This is a genomic window from Flagellimonas amphidinii (assembly GCF_013090115.1).
Classification (GTDB): domain Bacteria; phylum Bacteroidota; class Bacteroidia; order Flavobacteriales; family Flavobacteriaceae; genus Flagellimonas; species Flagellimonas amphidinii.
In genome coordinates, this window is record NZ_JABFNN010000021.1 from 202,932 (window position 1) to 217,184 (window position 14,253).

The following is a 14,253-nucleotide window of genomic DNA, read 5'->3' on the forward strand; positions in this document are numbered from 1 at the left end:
AGAAATCAATTAGTTACTTATAACAACTCAAATATATAGATTTTATTTCCACATTTATCCACTTAACTCCACTTTTGTTAATAAATAATCCACTTTTTGGATGAAAAAGGCTTTTTAGTAGATAAAAACATCACCCCTCCACCGTTCTCTGACAATCGGACAGATTCATTCCATTGTAAATTCTTTGGTTTTCCTGTTAAACAACTCCAAATCCGTGTGATTTGAATTGCCTATATTTGCGCTCTCAAGACCAACTAACTGTTAGATGGAAGAGCATATTATTGAGGAAGGCAAATACCGCTATATTGAGGTAGGAGAAGGCACACCTATGATTATCTTACATGGTCTCATGGGAGGATTGAGCAACTTCCAAGGAGTTTCCGAATACTTTCCATCCAAGGGCTATAGAGTATTGATTCCAGAGTTGCCAATTTATGATATGCCCATGCTCAAGACCACCGTAAAAAACTTTGCCAAATTCTTGGAAGAGTTTATCGAATTCAAGGAACTTGAAAATGTCATTCTTTTAGGGAATTCGCTTGGCGGACATATTGGCCTTCTACACACCAAAATGTATCCTGAAAAGGTAAAAGCTTTGGTCATAACAGGAAGTTCTGGGCTCTATGAAAGTGCAATGGGAGACGGCTACCCTAAGCGAGGCGACTATGAATTCATCAAAAAGAAAGCCCAAGATGTATTCTACGATCCTGAAGTGGCCACCAAAGAGATTGTGGATGAGGTTTTTGCCACAGTAAATGACCGGATGAAACTGGTAAAGACCCTCGCCATTGCCAAAAGCGCCATCAGACATAATATGTCCAAGGACCTACCCCACATGAATACTCCAACATGCATAATCTGGGGTGAAAATGATACGGTAACCCCACCCAATGTTGCTAAAGAATTTCATGAATTGTTGCCCGATGCTGATCTGTTCTGGATTCCAAAATGTGGGCATGCACCAATGATGGAGCACCCAGAGGAATTCAATGTTATTTTGGAAGCTTGGTTGGCGCAACGTAATTTCTAATTATGAAAATTACTTCGGCGGAATTTGTAATGAGCAATTCCAATGTGGCCCAATGCCCAAAAGAGCCACTGCCCGAATATGCTTTTATTGGACGTTCCAATGTTGGAAAGTCTTCTTTGATCAATATGTTAGTGGATCGCAAAGGTTTGGCCAAAACTTCGGGGCGACCAGGAAAAACACAGTTGATCAATCACTTTAAAATTAATAACAACTGGTTTTTGGTGGATTTGCCCGGATATGGTTATGCGAGGGTTTCCAAAAAAGAAAAAAGAACTTTTCAAAAATACATCAAGGAGTATTTTCAAAAACGCAAACAATTGGTCTGCGGTTTTGTATTGGTTGATATCCGCCACGATCCCCAACCCATTGATCTTGAGTTTATGGAATGGTTGGGCATGAACCAAATTCCTTTTGCGATTATCTTCACTAAATCTGATAAGCTAAAACCAGAAGCTATTAAGAAAAATACCCAAAACTATCTTCAAAAATTAATGGATGACGCTTGGGAAGAAGCCCCTCTCCATTTTGTCACTTCATCCTCAAATAGAACAGGTCGTGAAGAGCTTTTAAATTATATTGATGGCATTAACCAAGAAGTTTTTAAATCCTCGTCTTAATTAACTTAATCAATTCCTTCGTTGTTTGCATTGAATTTAATTCTTCTGCTGTAATCAAAACCTCCAACCCATACATATTTTCTGAAAGGACAATAGGAAAGGTAAATTTATGACCAAACTTGCTGGCATATTCTTTTTGAAATTCATCCTTATGCAAAAATACCATTGCAAGGTTGCTTTCCTTTCTGAACTTTTTCCACTTTCTATTTTCTGAAACCAGACCGTATGTAATATCACATAAATTGCATTGATACGTATTTGGACTAAATATCTTGTGCACACTGTCCAGAATGGCATTTCGGGTACCAGAATCGGCATTGTAAACAAATACTAGTTTTTGTATGGGCTCCGTACGCATTCCTTTCATTTAAATTTTAAGCAAGAACGAACTTCTTTGCTGAATTAAATATTCAATTTGTCGAATTTTTCTTTTTCTTTATACAGCGTACATTAATCAAATTTTATGGAACAATCAAAAAAGACCACGCCTTCTGCATTTATCAAAACACTATCTATGTTGCACATGGTACTTTTATCAAGTCCAATTATCATTGGAAGTATATTTTACTTTCTGGTTGAGGAAACTCGTTTAAGTTTTAATGATACCGAAGATATTTTTTTAATGGTGGTGCCCGTTTTAGCAATTGGAGGACTCTTTTTGAGTGATTTCATATTCAGGCAGTTCGTTAAAAAAATTCCGAGCAGGGAAAGTCTACGGCGAAAATTGTTCCATTATCAGTCTGCATCAATCATAAGGTATGGATTATTGGAAGGCCCAGCAATTTTTGGGGCAGTGGCATTTTATAGCACCCAAAACCTTGCCTATTTATTGATTGCATCTGTTTTGATACTCTATTTGGCACTACAATATCCCACCAAGGATAGAATTGAACGAAATTTGAATCTTCAAGGAGCAGAAAAAGCTCAATTCAATAGGTTAAACCAACCTTTGGAATAGTTAGAACTATTTTAGTTCCAGCTTTTCAGCGAAGTAATCGCAGAAATCCTTCATGGTAGCGGTCATTTTTTCGTCCTGAGTGGCTTTCATAAAAGTATCGGACATCGTCACTAAAGTCTGATGAAAGAAAATTTTCATTTCATCAACGGGCATATCCTTGGTCCAAAGGTCAATTTTCAAAGATTCTTTATGCTTACTATCCCAAACTGATAGCATCATCGCCTTGGCCTCCTCACTTTCAATTCCGCCATCCTGCGCCGTCCATGTCAATTCTTCGGGCACTCTGTTTTCATCAAGTCCAACTGTTAACTTTATCTCTGAAGTATGTGCTACAGCCATCTATTTTTTTGGTTTATAATTTGATTTTTTAAGTATTTCATCAGCAGGTACATCTAACAGTTCATGCAACGAAACTTTGTTCTTTTCCATAAATGCCCTTACAATCTGCCACCCCATATACCTCCCCAGCCTTCCAGGAGATTCATTGTCCAGCTCCAATTGAAACTTGGAAAAAGGAGCGGGATCCAAAAATCTTCTATCGAGTTGAGCATCTGTACTGTACAAAAGCTCCCGTTCTACAAAATACCTCCATATCTGCTCCTCGCTGGCAATCGCCCAATCCATTTGTCCTTCTGAATATCCAATTTTTTGTGCATCGGAAATGTTGGGAAGCAATTTATCCTTCAGGTAAAGTTCCTTGCCATAAAATACCATTCGGGACAAAAATGTACGGTTCCTCGGATATCGAAGTACTTTCTTGGCAAATGCACTGGCCACATCTGAGGTCAAATACTTTTCATCTAATCCCAACGCGATATACCTCTGGATACTTTGATAAAAATGATGATTTTTCCCTAAATAATTATCCAATCCCAATAGCAACAAAGAATCGGTAAGGATTACCCTATCTTGATATCTGACATCTGATGTAAGGGTAACCACTTTGGGCACAGTAATCCCTGGAAAATAATATTTGATATGTTGAAAAAGGGATTTCAACTCTTCCGATTCTTCACCAAAATCCCCAAAAGTCTTATCAACCTCCTCTGAAAGTTCCAATTGGATGGTATCAGTAAGCTTGGCTATCCAAATACTATCTGCAAATTGCTCGGGAAACAAATAAGGGTATTCCGATTTTAATTTCGGGATATCGTAAGGTTCAGCCTCAGCGAATTCACGATCAAACCGAGCCACGGTCATATCAATAGGTATTTTCGAGATTTGTTCAGCTGTTTTATCACTCTTTTTGCATCCAGAGTGTATGAACATCATCAAAAAAGTTAGGAAAGCCAGTACTTGAACAGGAAAGTATTTTATCAACCTCTTCATTTTTTAGGCAACAGCATTTAAATTTACAAACCACAAAGGTAATTTATTGAATCTAAAAAGATACGTATGCAAACAGAAAAGGTAATAGTACATATTGTTGAGTGGTTAAAAGATTATGCTACCAATGCAAAATGCAAGGGTTTTGTAATTGGAGTTTCTGGTGGAATAGATTCTGCTGTCACCTCTACCCTTTGTGCCAAAACTGGTCTTGATTTATTATGTGTTGAAATGCCCATTCACCAAGGAGACAATCAGGTAACACGCGCCGATAAGCATATTAATTGGTTAATGGATAATTTTCCCAATGTAAACCGGCAACCTGTAAACCTTACATCTGTTTTTGATAGCTTGGTAGCTTCATTCCCAAAAGTTGACAATGAAGAGGATAGATTTATGTCCCTTGCCAATACCCGAGCCAGATTGCGGATGACCACACTTTATTACTTTGCTGCCCTTAAAGGCTATTTGGTAGCTGGCACTGGAAATAAAGTTGAAGATTTCGGGATCGGTTTTTATACTAAATATGGTGATGGTGGCGTTGATTTAAGTCCCATTGCAGATTTGCTAAAAACCGAGGTTTACGAAATTGGTGCTGCTTTGGGAGTGAACCAAGATATTATGGATGCTGCTCCAACAGATGGACTTTGGGGAGATAGCCGTACAGATGAAGATCAAATAGGAGCATCCTATCCAGAATTGGAATGGGCCATGGAAATGGATAATCTAGGAAAGACATCAGATGACTTTTCAAGAAGGGAAAAAGAGGTTTTTGATATCTATAAAAAGTTTAATACTGCCAACAAGCATAAGATGATTCCTATACCAATTTGTGATATTCCCGCACACCTAAAATGACCTTTTGACCGAAAAACCCCAGTGTAAAACGAAAAAAACCCCAAAAAAACTGTGGTTTTAAGAAAAAAAATCGAGTTTTACGTCATCAATTTGTTATCTTGCCAGCTACTTGTGTAAGTAATTAAGTACTAAACAAAACTCAATCCTAATGATTAAAGTATTAATAGCCGACAACCATCCCATAGTTCGCCTTGGCATCAAAAATGTGCTCGAATCCAGTTCGAATCTTGAAATCATTGCAGATGTCTCAACTACTTCTGAACTATTTGAGGCTCTGGAAAAAGTTTCACCAGACGTGGTAATTCTTGAAATGGACATTCCAGAAATCAATGGGATAGCCACTTTGAGAAAATTGAAACAAGAATTCCCTAATGTTAAAACATTGATGTACAGTGGACAATCTGAAGATGTCTATGCATTAAGTACAATACGTGCAGGTGCATATGGATATTTGTCCAAAAGTGCCGATTTGGATTATGTAGTCAATGCTGTAAAAAAGGTTAGCGAAGGCAACATGTTCATCACCAATGAACTTGCTCAGCGACTTGCCTTTGATGAAGGCACTCAAAAACCTAGAAGGTTCTTTAGAAAGCTTTCCTCACGAGAGGTGGAAGTATTGAAACTTCTGGCCAGCGGAAAAAGAAATAAAGAGGTTGCCGAAGGCCTAAACCTTAATGAGAAAACCGTCAGCACCTACAAAGCTCGTTTGATGAAAAAATTGAACGTTGACAATTTGGTAGACCTTTTGCAACAGGCAAAAGCTTTAGAACTGTACTAAGATATCTTACACATTATAAAAAGTCCTGGGCTGTTTCCCGGGATTTTTTATTTTAGGAAAGTACCCTGTTCAATTTGGCGTTCAACAGTTTATTCAATTGAAGATAATTGACAATTTCCTCAAGAACTTCAGAGTTGTCCCCATTGTTGTCCTGGGTTCCCTCTTGTAATTTTTTAATTCGATTTTTAATCAAATTGCAACGAAGCGTCAAGATAGTCTCGCCTACCAATTGGGCTATGGTAATCTCTTTTTCTTTTGGATAAATATCTTTTCGCTCCCAATCATGGAGTTCGTATTGTTCATCTTCCATTAAAATGGAAGATACTTCAGGCACCATTTCTTGATCTAAACCCGATAAAAAAGTATTTACCGTAAACTCCTCATTTTCATTTAAATCTTCAATAAGTTTATAGTAAATAGTCCTAAACTGCTCATTGGAAAGCTCAATCTCATCTTCTTGTAGATCCAAAAATATTTTTTCATAAACCTTGGCTTCTACAACTTCAGGTTCCAGCACCAACTCCCCTTCTTCATTCTCTTTTAAGACCAAATCTTCAAATTCTTGTTTCTGGTCACCATATAACAACAACATTTCAATGATTTTCCTTTCCAGTACATATTGAACATCTATTTTCTCTACCGGTACATTTTTTACTACTTCAAAAGCTTTCTGCTCTTGCTTTTGCTTTTTTTGAGTTTCAGTAAGCAGTTTTTTATCGATTTGAGCTAAGGTATTGTAAAGTACCTCTTCTGAAATCTGCATGATCTTGGCACATTCCTGAATGTACACTTCCTTTTTGATCCGATCCGGAATTTTACTGATGCTGTTGACTATATCCCGAATAGTATCGGCCCGTTTTATGGGGTCATTGGCTGCCTCTTCAGCCAATAATGAAGTTTTAAATTGAATGAAATCCTTTGCATTTTCCTCTAAATAAAGCACCAGATCTTCATAGGTGTTGCTTTTGGCAAAACTGTCTGGATCCTCACCTTCTGGAAAGGTGCAAACCTTGACATTCATGCCTTGCTCCAGAATCAAGTCGATTCCGCGAAGCGATGCCCGCAAACCAGCTGCATCTCCATCAAAAAGTACGGTAATGTTTTTGGTGAGCCTATTGATCAATCGTATTTGTTCTGGTGTTAGGGCCGTACCACTAGAAGAAACCACATTTTCCACTCCCCGCTGATACATCTGGATGACATCGGTATAGCCTTCCACCAGATAACAGTTATCTTCTTTGGCAATGGACTGCTTGGCAAAATAGATTCCATAGAGCACTTTGCTCTTGTGGTAAATGTCACTTTCTGGAGAATTTAGATATTTGGCCGCCTTTTTATCATTGGTCAATATCCGTCCTCCGAAACCCAGTAAACGTCCACTCATAGATTGGATAGGGAACATGACACGTCCCTTAAATCGGTCAAACTTTCTGGTCTCGCCTCCAGCTTGTTCTTTTACTATGGTCAATCCCGTTTTTTCCAGAAACTCAAGTTGATATCCATTGTCCAGAGCAGCTTTGGTAAAAGCTTCCCATTCATCTAAACTATATCCGAGTCCAAACTTTTTAATGGTATCATCGGTAAAACCACGTTCCTTAAAATAGGTGAGACCAATGGCTTTTCCCGGTTCCGTTTCCCAAAGCGTATTTGAGAAATGTTTTTGCGCATACTCTGAAACCAAATACATACTTTCCCGCTCATTGGCCTGCTCCTTCTCTTCATCGGTCTGCTCGGTTTCTTCTATTTCTATGTTATATTTTTTTGCCAGATATCTTATGGCTTCGGGATATGTAAAATGCTCATGTTCCATCAAAAAAGCCACAATATTACCTCCTTTTCCGCTGCTAAAATCTTTCCAAATTTGTTTTACAGGAGATACCATAAAGCTAGGGGTACGCTCATCACTGAATGGGCTTAATCCTTTAAAATTGGAACCCGACTTTTTTAACTGGACAAAATCACCAATAACCTCCTCTACACGAGCGGTTTCATATACTTGGTCTATGGTAGTTTTTGAAATCAATGCAAGAAAACATTAAGCCTTTAAAGGTAAATAAAAACAAAATTTTGTCAAGAAACGAATATAAGTACCATTAAGATTTGGCATCTTTATTGTAATTCAAAAGAAAAATAACAACAAACCCTCGCCAGTTGTAAATTCAAACATCATGAAAAAATTACTCCTCACTTTTATTCTACTGGCGTTTATGCAATCCATAATGTCGCAACAAATATTCCCTGTTGATGCAGAGTACAGGGCTGACATCAAAATCTTTAAGGTAGATCGAGATTACCAAGCTGATCTTTTGGTGTATATGGTCAATAGAAATTATAGAGCGGATGGGAATACTGGACTTTGGTATTTTACTGATAAGGAATATAGGGCAGAAGTTAAAGTATTTTTTGTGAATCGAGACTACCAAGCTGACCTAAAAGTATATTTTGTAGACCGAGAATACATGGCAGGCTGGAGAGACACCTCAAAAAAACATATATTGGAAACTCTACTGAAAAAATGATGCAAACCAGTATTTTTATACTATAGTTGATTTTTATGATTCTATTCTTTGGAACAAGGCCCGGTAAAAAGGAAACCAAGAAACTGCTTGGAGCAACATGCCCACATTGTCATCAAAAAGATACCATGACAGCAGTTTCCCAGCCCAATTATGCCCATGTGTTCTGGATTCCTGTTTTCACCCTTAAAAATGTGAGCTATGCGGAATGTTCTTACTGCAAACGGGTTTATTATAAAGAGGAATTTACCCCAGAAATGGAGCGCGCGTTATAAATCGAACCGAAGACCCACGGAAATATTGTTTTGTTCTATTGCTGCATCTTTAAAGATGGGATTAAGGTCATATTTTATGTACAACGCTATCTCGTCAAAACCCATATAGGCACTTAACCCATAAATAAGTTCACTAGTATTATAATCTCTTTTGAGCTTATCCTTTATGTTTTCACCATTGCGCGAATACTTCAACTTCTGTCTAGCACCTAAATTGACTCCCCCATAGCCTCCAATTCCTAACCTAAATTGATTGCGTATGGAATACCGAATGCTTCTCTCATTTTCCCAATAGCGCGATGGTCCAAACTCAAAATAAATCGGAAACACTAAGTTATCCATACGCAATTTTGATTTATCCAGTTCAAATTCAAACTCCTCCAGTTGGGTCTGATTACCATTTTGGACGAAGTATTGGTTATTTTCCGGTTTTAACCCATTAAATTGAAATGAGAAGCCATAATGAAAACGCAACCAGTTGGAATTTCTAAAAACGCGGGTTCTCCATTGCCAGCCCATTTCAAAAAATCTACTTCCACCTATTTTGTAAGGAGAATCACTTAAAGACTGCCCTTCAATTAGGGCATTGTTCAATCCTATTGCAAAAACAATATCCGAATACGTCCTTCTATCATAAACAATAGGTCTATCCCAACGTCTTGTATTGAAAGAAAAAGCTCGTTTACCATCTATATCAATTCCAAATCGTACTCGGTCATCAGGAATAGTGTCCATTTCCGAAAGTGAAAGGGTATTGCCTTCATTTCTCTCCAAAAGGGCAATTTGATTATCTATAATGGCCACCCTATTTTCAATGTTCAAAGCCCTTTTTCTGGCCACTTCCTCTTTCAACAACTGAGCTTCATTCGCAGAAAGGTTACCTTTTCGTAAACGTTCATTGATATCTTTGATTTCTTGTTTTAGAGCTTCTTTTTCCTGTTCAATGATTCTTTCTTTTTGAACGCGGAGCGCCGCTATCCGACCTTCATAATCTTCTTGGGCATTACTGTTTTGACAAACAAGCAAAACCACTAATACCGCAAGATAAACTGTAATTATTTTCATGATTGTTTTGATTTTATACCTTCCCAACCTCTCCTTCACCTATTAAGGTGAGGAGAAGCTAAAAAGGGTTTCTTGATTGATGAATAATTTAATTGTTCCTGTCAGCCACCGCAGTGCGCAGTTTGAAGTAGCCTTCTTTAAGCGCATCAAAAATCTGATTCCTAAAAGACCCGTCCAGTTCATCCTCTACTTCGGTCAACAACGCCATGGCGTCCACACTTCCACTTTGGACAAATACCCTTTCTGAAAGAATCTGTTGTTCTGCAGCCCGAAGCAAAGAATCCACCTCAGCATCACTTACTTCTGGGTTTATGCTTTCCAAAAGCTGTACTTGTGCCACCACCTCTTGTACTTTTTGGGCAATCAAGTCATCTGATTCCTCAAGCAAAAGCTCATTGTGGTCTTGGTCAGTTTCAACTTGGACCACTTGCACGTCTTCAAAACTGTCATCCAGTCCTACATCTTCAATTATTTTCTTATCCGATTCTTCTTTTGATTGTGCTACGGCATTTTTTTCAGAAAGCTTTATTTCAGCATTTTTAATCTCTTTTTTCAATGTATCTGTTTGTTCCAGTTGTTCTTCGGTTTTTACAACTTCAATAGTTTCCTCTGTAGGATTATCCTCTTTAAAAAACAAGGCTGAAACCAATACCACTCCAACAAAAACTGCAGCCACCGCATACAAATACCTATTCTTTCTTGGGTTGTTGTCTTTGACATTTAGCTGAGCGGCCACTTTTTCCCATGAGTCAGCAGAAGGCTTGATCTCTCTTTTCTCCAAATTTTCTTTGATGTGCTTTTCCAACTTTTCCATACTACTACATTTTAATCCCTTGATTTTACCCTGGGAGACATACCTTTAAGTTCTAGGTTTTCCTTAAGCATTTTACGGGCCTTGAACAACTGGGATTTTGATGTACCTTCTGATATTTTCAACATGTCGGCTATTTCATGGTGCTTGTACCCTTCAATGGCATAGAGCAAAAACACCATTTTATATCCTTCAGGAAGTGAATCTATCAAGTATTGGGCATATTCCATATCCAACAAACTTTCCCGGTCATTTTGTTCCTTGTGCTGAGATTCATACACCTCATCATCATAGACCACAAATTGTTTTTTCCGTAAAAATGAAATGCATTCCCGTACCATGATCGTTCTTAACCATCCCTCAAAACTTCCTTTATGATTGAATGAATTCAATTTATTGAAAGCCTTGACAAATGCACTCACCATAACATCTTCTGCAAATTGAACGTCCCTGATATACTGTCTGCAAATGCTCAACATCTTGGGCGAAAACCTATCGTACAACATTTTCTGCGCCTGTTGATTGCCTCTAACAGACTTCTTGATCAAATCATTTTCGTTATAGTATACCGGTATAATTTTCAAAAGTGCTTTGGTATGTTTCTATTAGTATAGACGCTTCCAGAGAGAGAAACGTTGCCTAGAAACATTTTTATGAAGAAAATTTACCAAAAAACTGTCTACTTTTTCCGATCAACCACATAGTTGACCATCAGGATAAGTGAGTTTTTGTATGCAGAATTTGGGTAATCATCTAAAATGGCCAGTGCCTCGTCCTTAAATTCGAGCATTTTGGTCACGGCGTATTCCAGTCCCCCTTTTTCTTTTACGTAAGCGATAACCTCCTTGACCCTTTTCTTATTCTTATTGTGGTTTTTGATGGAATTGATCAACCAGCGTTTTTTCTCTTTGTCACTTTGATTTAGCGCATAGATCAATGGCAACGTCATTTTCTGCTCTTTGATATCAATTCCTGTAGGTTTACCAATTTTCTCGGCTCCATAATCAAAAAGGTCGTCCTTAATCTGAAAGGCCATTCCACAAAGTTCGCCAAACCTTCTGAAAGCTTCCACTTCTTTGGAGTCCGGTTTTACTGAGCAGGCTCCCATACTGCAACAGGCAGCAATTAAAGTGGCCGTTTTTTGTCGGATGATATCGTAATACACATCTTCTGTTATATCTAAAAGACGGGCTTTTTCAATTTGCAGGAGTTCGCCCTCGCTCATGTCCTTTACCGCATTGGAAATAATGTGCAAAAGGTCATAATCCTTGTTTTCCAGAGCCACCAAAACCCCTTTTGAGAAAAGAAAATCACCTACCAATACCGCAATCTTGTTCTTCCATAGCGCATTGATGGAAAAAAAGCCCCTGCGCTTATGGCTGTCATCCACTACATCATCATGCACCAAACTGGCCGTATGTATCAATTCAATAATGGACGCACCAGTATACGTTCTTTCGTTTACTTCCACATTCAGCAGCTTGGCAGTGAGAAACACGAACATGGGCCGCATCTGCTTGCCCTTTCTATTGACAATATAATAGGTTATTCTATTGAAAAGGGCCACTTTGGAAGACATGGATTTGTGGAACTTCTCTTCAAAAAGTTCCATTTCCTTTTCAATGGGCTCCCTAATCTGAGAAACTATTTTCAAAACGGGTTATAGCTATTTTGATTTAAAGCCTAAAAGTAGGGAAAATGGAAGAGTTGGTAATGCGATGAGCACAGTTTTAAGTTTGATGGCGAAAAGCTTCGGTAAATAACGAACAAATTCAATCTGGACCATTAACTTTTATTGGCCAATTGCCCGCAAGCAGCATCAATGTCCTTGCCTCTGGAGCGACGTACAGTTACCGTTATCCCATTTTTCTCCAAAACACTTTTGTACAACTCAACAGCTTCATCCGAGGCCTGTTGGAATTCTCCATCATCAATAGGATTGTATTCAATCAAATTTACCTTTGAAGGAGCAAACCTGCAGAATTTGACCAAGGCATCTACTGCCTCCTTGGAATCATTGATGCCTTTCCATACCACATATTCGTAGGTAATTCTATTTTTGGTCTTTTTGTACCAATACTCCAAGGCTTCTCTCAAATCTTTTAGAGGAAAAGTGGCATTGAAAGGCATAATAGAAGTCCGTACTTCATCAATAGCAGAATGCAATGATACTGCTAGTCCAAACTTTACCTCCTCATCTGCCATCTTTTTAATCATTTTTGGGACCCCAGAGGTAGATACCGTAATTCTTTTTGGGGACATTCCCAATCCTTCTGGGGAGGTAATCTTGTCTATGGCCTTTAGCACATTATTGTAGTTCATCAGGGGTTCGCCCATGCCCATAAATACAATGTTGCTCAAGGGCCGACCATAATACAATCGGCTCTCATTATCTATGACCACCACCTGATCGTAGATTTCATCCGCGTTCAGGTTTCGCATGCGCTTCATCCGTGCTGTGGCGCAAAACCTGCAATCTAAACTGCATCCCACTTGACTGGACACGCAAGCCGTTGTTCTGGTTTCGGTAGGAATCAAAACAGATTCTACCACCAAATCATCATATAACCTAACAGCATTTTTTATGGTTCCGTCATTGCTGCGCTGCATTTGGTCGACCTTTATGTGATTGATGACAAAGTTGTCTTCCAGCATTTTTCGGGTTTCCTTGGAAATATTGGTCATGGCCTCAAAGCTATGGGCAGACTTTTGCCAAAGCCATTCGTAGACTTGATTACCACGAAAGGCTTTATCGCCTTGGTTCACAAAGAAGCTACGAAGCTGTTCTTTGGTCAATGCACGTATGTCTTTCTTTTTGATTTCCACTGGAGGTAAAGATAATCAAGAAAAAATCCCGTCAATTCATGAATCAACGGGATTATTATCATTTAAAATTTTGTTCTTATAGAATCAGCATAGCATCACCATAGGAATAAAATCTGTATCCTTCCAAAATGGCCTGTTTATATGCTTTTTTCATCAAATCATGGCCCACAAATGCCGAAATCATCATCAAAAGAGTAGATTTTGGCAAGTGAAAATTGGTTACCATACAATTGGCAATACTAAAATCATAGGGAGGAAAGATAAATTTATTGGTCCACCCTTCAAAAGTATTTAACGTATGCCCGGAAGAGACGGCACTTTCCAAACCTCGCATAACAGTTGTACCCACTGCACACACTTTTCTTTTTTGTTGCTTGGCGTTGTTCACAATTTCCGTGGCTTTTTCATCTATCACCAACTCCTCACTGTCCATTTTGTGCTTGGAAAGATCTTCCACCTCAACTGGGTTAAAAGTTCCCAAACCAACATGCAGCGTTACTTCAGCAAAGTCAATTCCTTTAATTTCCAAGCGCTTCAACAAGTGTTTGGAGAAATGTAACCCTGCTGTTGGAGCAGCAACAGCTCCCTCGTGCTTGGCATAAATGGTCTGGTAACGCTCTTCATCCTCTGGCTCAACTCCTCTTTTTATATATTTTGGCAATGGAGTCTCCCCCAATTCACGCAGCTTCCTTCTAAAATCCGTATAAGAACCATCATACAAAAAACGAAGCGTTCTACCTCTTGATGTAGTATTGTCTATTACTTCTGCCACCAAGCTTTCATCATCACCAAAGTAAAGTTTGTTTCCAATTCTGATTTTTCTGGCTGGGTCTACTAAAACATCCCAAAGGCGTTGCTCTTGGTTCAATTCCCTCAACAAAAAGACCTCAATCCTTGCTCCGGTTTTTTCCTTGTTACCGTATAGTCTTGCAGGAAAAACTTTGGTATTGTTCAAAACCATCACATCTCCTTCATCAAAATAATCAATTAGGTCTTTGAACATTTTATGTTCAATTTTTCCAGTTTCCCTGTGAATGACCATAAGTTTGGATTCATCCCGATTTTCTGCAGGATATTCTGCCAATAACTCTTTTGGTAATTCAAAGTTGAAGTTAGATAGTTTCATGTAGATTTTTTTTGCATTTTTTTGAAAGTGGGCAAATATACAACCTCGGTATAGGGGATGTCAAGTA

17 protein-coding genes are annotated in these 14,253 nt (G+C 38.5%); 7 read left to right on the top strand and 10 right to left on the bottom strand.

All coding sequences use genetic code 11. The features are described from left to right. The first annotated feature begins 265 nt into the window (after positions 1-265). Together HJC33_RS02135 and yihA are read left to right on the top strand one after the other, a co-directional pair. Positions 266-1,030, top strand: coding sequence for an alpha/beta fold hydrolase (locus tag HJC33_RS02135; RefSeq protein ID WP_171657135.1), 765 nt, complete (start codon positions 266-268; stop codon positions 1,028-1,030). A gap of 2 nt (positions 1,031-1,032) precedes the next feature. Beyond that, on the top strand, positions 1,033-1,647 hold the full coding sequence (gene yihA / locus HJC33_RS02140; protein WP_171657136.1) for a ribosome biogenesis GTP-binding protein YihA/YsxC: 615 nt from the start codon (positions 1,033-1,035) through the stop codon (positions 1,645-1,647). On the opposite strand, the gene HJC33_RS02145 is transcribed toward yihA, so the two are convergent. Then, positions 1,631-2,005: a GTPase gene (locus HJC33_RS02145; protein WP_171657137.1), complete on the bottom strand. Its 375-nt coding sequence runs from the start codon at positions 2,003-2,005 to the stop codon at positions 1,631-1,633. The two genes, yihA and HJC33_RS02145, sit on opposite strands and share 17 nt — an antisense overlap. 105 nt (positions 2,006-2,110) lie before the next feature. Between HJC33_RS02145 and HJC33_RS02150 the strand changes: the two genes are divergently transcribed. Beyond that, positions 2,111-2,605, top strand: a complete 495-nt coding sequence (locus HJC33_RS02150) for a hypothetical protein (RefSeq protein ID WP_171657138.1) — start codon at positions 2,111-2,113, stop codon at positions 2,603-2,605. Positions 2,606-2,611: 6 nt separating this feature from the next. Here HJC33_RS02150 and gldC read toward each other — a convergent pair whose 3' ends face one another. Then, entirely contained in the window at positions 2,612-2,944 is a 333-nt protein-coding gene (gldC, locus tag HJC33_RS02155) for a gliding motility protein GldC (protein ID WP_171657139.1), read from the bottom strand. Beyond that, on the bottom strand, positions 2,945-3,934 hold the full coding sequence (gene gldB / locus HJC33_RS02160) for a gliding motility lipoprotein GldB (protein ID WP_171657140.1): 990 nt from the start codon (positions 3,932-3,934) through the stop codon (positions 2,945-2,947). 66 nt (positions 3,935-4,000) lie between these two features. Here gldB and nadE point away from each other — a divergent pair, with 66 nt between their 5' ends. Both nadE and HJC33_RS02170 read left to right on the top strand, forming a co-directional pair. Next, positions 4,001-4,789 carry an NAD(+) synthase gene (gene nadE / locus HJC33_RS02165; protein ID WP_171657141.1) on the top strand — a complete coding sequence of 263 codons (789 nt, stop codon included), beginning with the start codon at positions 4,001-4,003 and terminating at the stop codon, positions 4,787-4,789. A gap of 148 nt (positions 4,790-4,937) precedes the next feature. After that, positions 4,938-5,567 carry a response regulator gene (locus tag HJC33_RS02170; RefSeq protein ID WP_171657142.1) on the top strand — a complete coding sequence of 210 codons (630 nt, stop codon included), beginning with the start codon at positions 4,938-4,940 and terminating at the stop codon, positions 5,565-5,567. 52 nt (positions 5,568-5,619) lie between these two features. Here HJC33_RS02170 and dnaG read toward each other — a convergent pair whose 3' ends face one another. After that, positions 5,620-7,590, bottom strand: coding sequence for a DNA primase (dnaG, locus tag HJC33_RS02175; RefSeq protein WP_171657143.1), 1,971 nt, complete (start codon positions 7,588-7,590; stop codon positions 5,620-5,622). A gap of 145 nt (positions 7,591-7,735) precedes the next feature. On the opposite strand from dnaG, the gene HJC33_RS02180 reads away from it, so the two are divergent. Both HJC33_RS02180 and HJC33_RS02185 read left to right on the top strand, forming a co-directional pair. Further along, positions 7,736-8,086, top strand: a complete 351-nt coding sequence (locus tag HJC33_RS02180) for a 7(1) septoil knot domain-containing protein (protein ID WP_216366632.1) — start codon at positions 7,736-7,738, stop codon at positions 8,084-8,086. Between the two features lie 35 nt (positions 8,087-8,121). Continuing rightward, positions 8,122-8,358: a zinc-ribbon domain-containing protein gene (locus HJC33_RS02185; RefSeq protein WP_171657144.1), complete on the top strand. Its 237-nt coding sequence runs from the start codon at positions 8,122-8,124 to the stop codon at positions 8,356-8,358. Here the strand turns inward: HJC33_RS02185 and HJC33_RS02190 are convergent. The 6 genes from HJC33_RS02190 to queA form a co-directional block, all read right to left on the bottom strand. Further along, entirely contained in the window at positions 8,353-9,423 is a 1,071-nt protein-coding gene (locus HJC33_RS02190; RefSeq protein ID WP_171657145.1) for a porin family protein, read from the bottom strand. The genes HJC33_RS02185 and HJC33_RS02190 overlap by 6 nt on opposite strands. Positions 9,424-9,511: 88 nt before the next feature. Further along, the gene (locus HJC33_RS02195; protein ID WP_171657146.1) at positions 9,512-10,237 is read right to left on the bottom strand and encodes a hypothetical protein; all 726 of its coding nucleotides are present in this window, start codon (positions 10,235-10,237) and stop codon (positions 9,512-9,514) included. Between the two features lie 11 nt (positions 10,238-10,248). Then, entirely contained in the window at positions 10,249-10,818 is a 570-nt protein-coding gene (locus HJC33_RS02200; protein ID WP_171657147.1) for an RNA polymerase sigma factor, read from the bottom strand. A gap of 95 nt (positions 10,819-10,913) precedes the next feature. Then, a complete protein-coding gene (locus tag HJC33_RS02205; RefSeq protein WP_171657148.1) occupies positions 10,914-11,888 on the bottom strand; it encodes a polyprenyl synthetase family protein in 975 nt (324 codons plus the stop codon). Positions 11,889-12,019: 131 nt separating this feature from the next. Next, positions 12,020-13,060: a dual-specificity RNA methyltransferase RlmN gene (rlmN, locus tag HJC33_RS02210; protein WP_171657149.1), complete on the bottom strand. Its 1,041-nt coding sequence runs from the start codon at positions 13,058-13,060 to the stop codon at positions 12,020-12,022. A gap of 76 nt (positions 13,061-13,136) precedes the next feature. Further along, positions 13,137-14,186, bottom strand: coding sequence for a tRNA preQ1(34) S-adenosylmethionine ribosyltransferase-isomerase QueA (queA, locus tag HJC33_RS02215; RefSeq protein ID WP_171657150.1), 1,050 nt, complete (start codon positions 14,184-14,186; stop codon positions 13,137-13,139). Positions 14,187-14,253 lie beyond the last annotated feature (67 nt).

Bases quoted from the DNA above. Each gene is read 5' to 3' on its own strand.
- nadE (WP_171657141.1), top strand. From the start codon at position 4,001: ATGCAAACAGAAAAGGTAATAGTACATATTGTTGAGTGGTTAAAAGAT.
- HJC33_RS02190 (WP_171657145.1), bottom strand. From the start codon at position 9,423: ATGAAAATAATTACAGTTTATCTTGCGGTATTAGTGGTTTTGCTTGTT.
- HJC33_RS02185 (WP_171657144.1), top strand. From the start codon at position 8,122: ATGATTCTATTCTTTGGAACAAGGCCCGGTAAAAAGGAAACCAAGAAA.
- HJC33_RS02195 (WP_171657146.1), bottom strand. From the start codon at position 10,237: ATGGAAAAGTTGGAAAAGCACATCAAAGAAAATTTGGAGAAAAGAGAG.
- gldC (WP_171657139.1), bottom strand. From the start codon at position 2,944: ATGGCTGTAGCACATACTTCAGAGATAAAGTTAACAGTTGGACTTGAT.
- HJC33_RS02145 (WP_171657137.1), bottom strand. From the start codon at position 2,005: ATGCGTACGGAGCCCATACAAAAACTAGTATTTGTTTACAATGCCGAT.
- gldB (WP_171657140.1), bottom strand. From the start codon at position 3,934: ATGAAGAGGTTGATAAAATACTTTCCTGTTCAAGTACTGGCTTTCCTA.
- HJC33_RS02135 (WP_171657135.1), top strand. From the start codon at position 266: ATGGAAGAGCATATTATTGAGGAAGGCAAATACCGCTATATTGAGGTA.
- yihA (WP_171657136.1), top strand. From the start codon at position 1,033: ATGAAAATTACTTCGGCGGAATTTGTAATGAGCAATTCCAATGTGGCC.
- HJC33_RS02170 (WP_171657142.1), top strand. From the start codon at position 4,938: ATGATTAAAGTATTAATAGCCGACAACCATCCCATAGTTCGCCTTGGC.
- queA (WP_171657150.1), bottom strand. From the start codon at position 14,186: ATGAAACTATCTAACTTCAACTTTGAATTACCAAAAGAGTTATTGGCA.
- HJC33_RS02150 (WP_171657138.1), top strand. From the start codon at position 2,111: ATGGAACAATCAAAAAAGACCACGCCTTCTGCATTTATCAAAACACTA.
- HJC33_RS02180 (WP_216366632.1), top strand. From the start codon at position 7,736: ATGAAAAAATTACTCCTCACTTTTATTCTACTGGCGTTTATGCAATCC.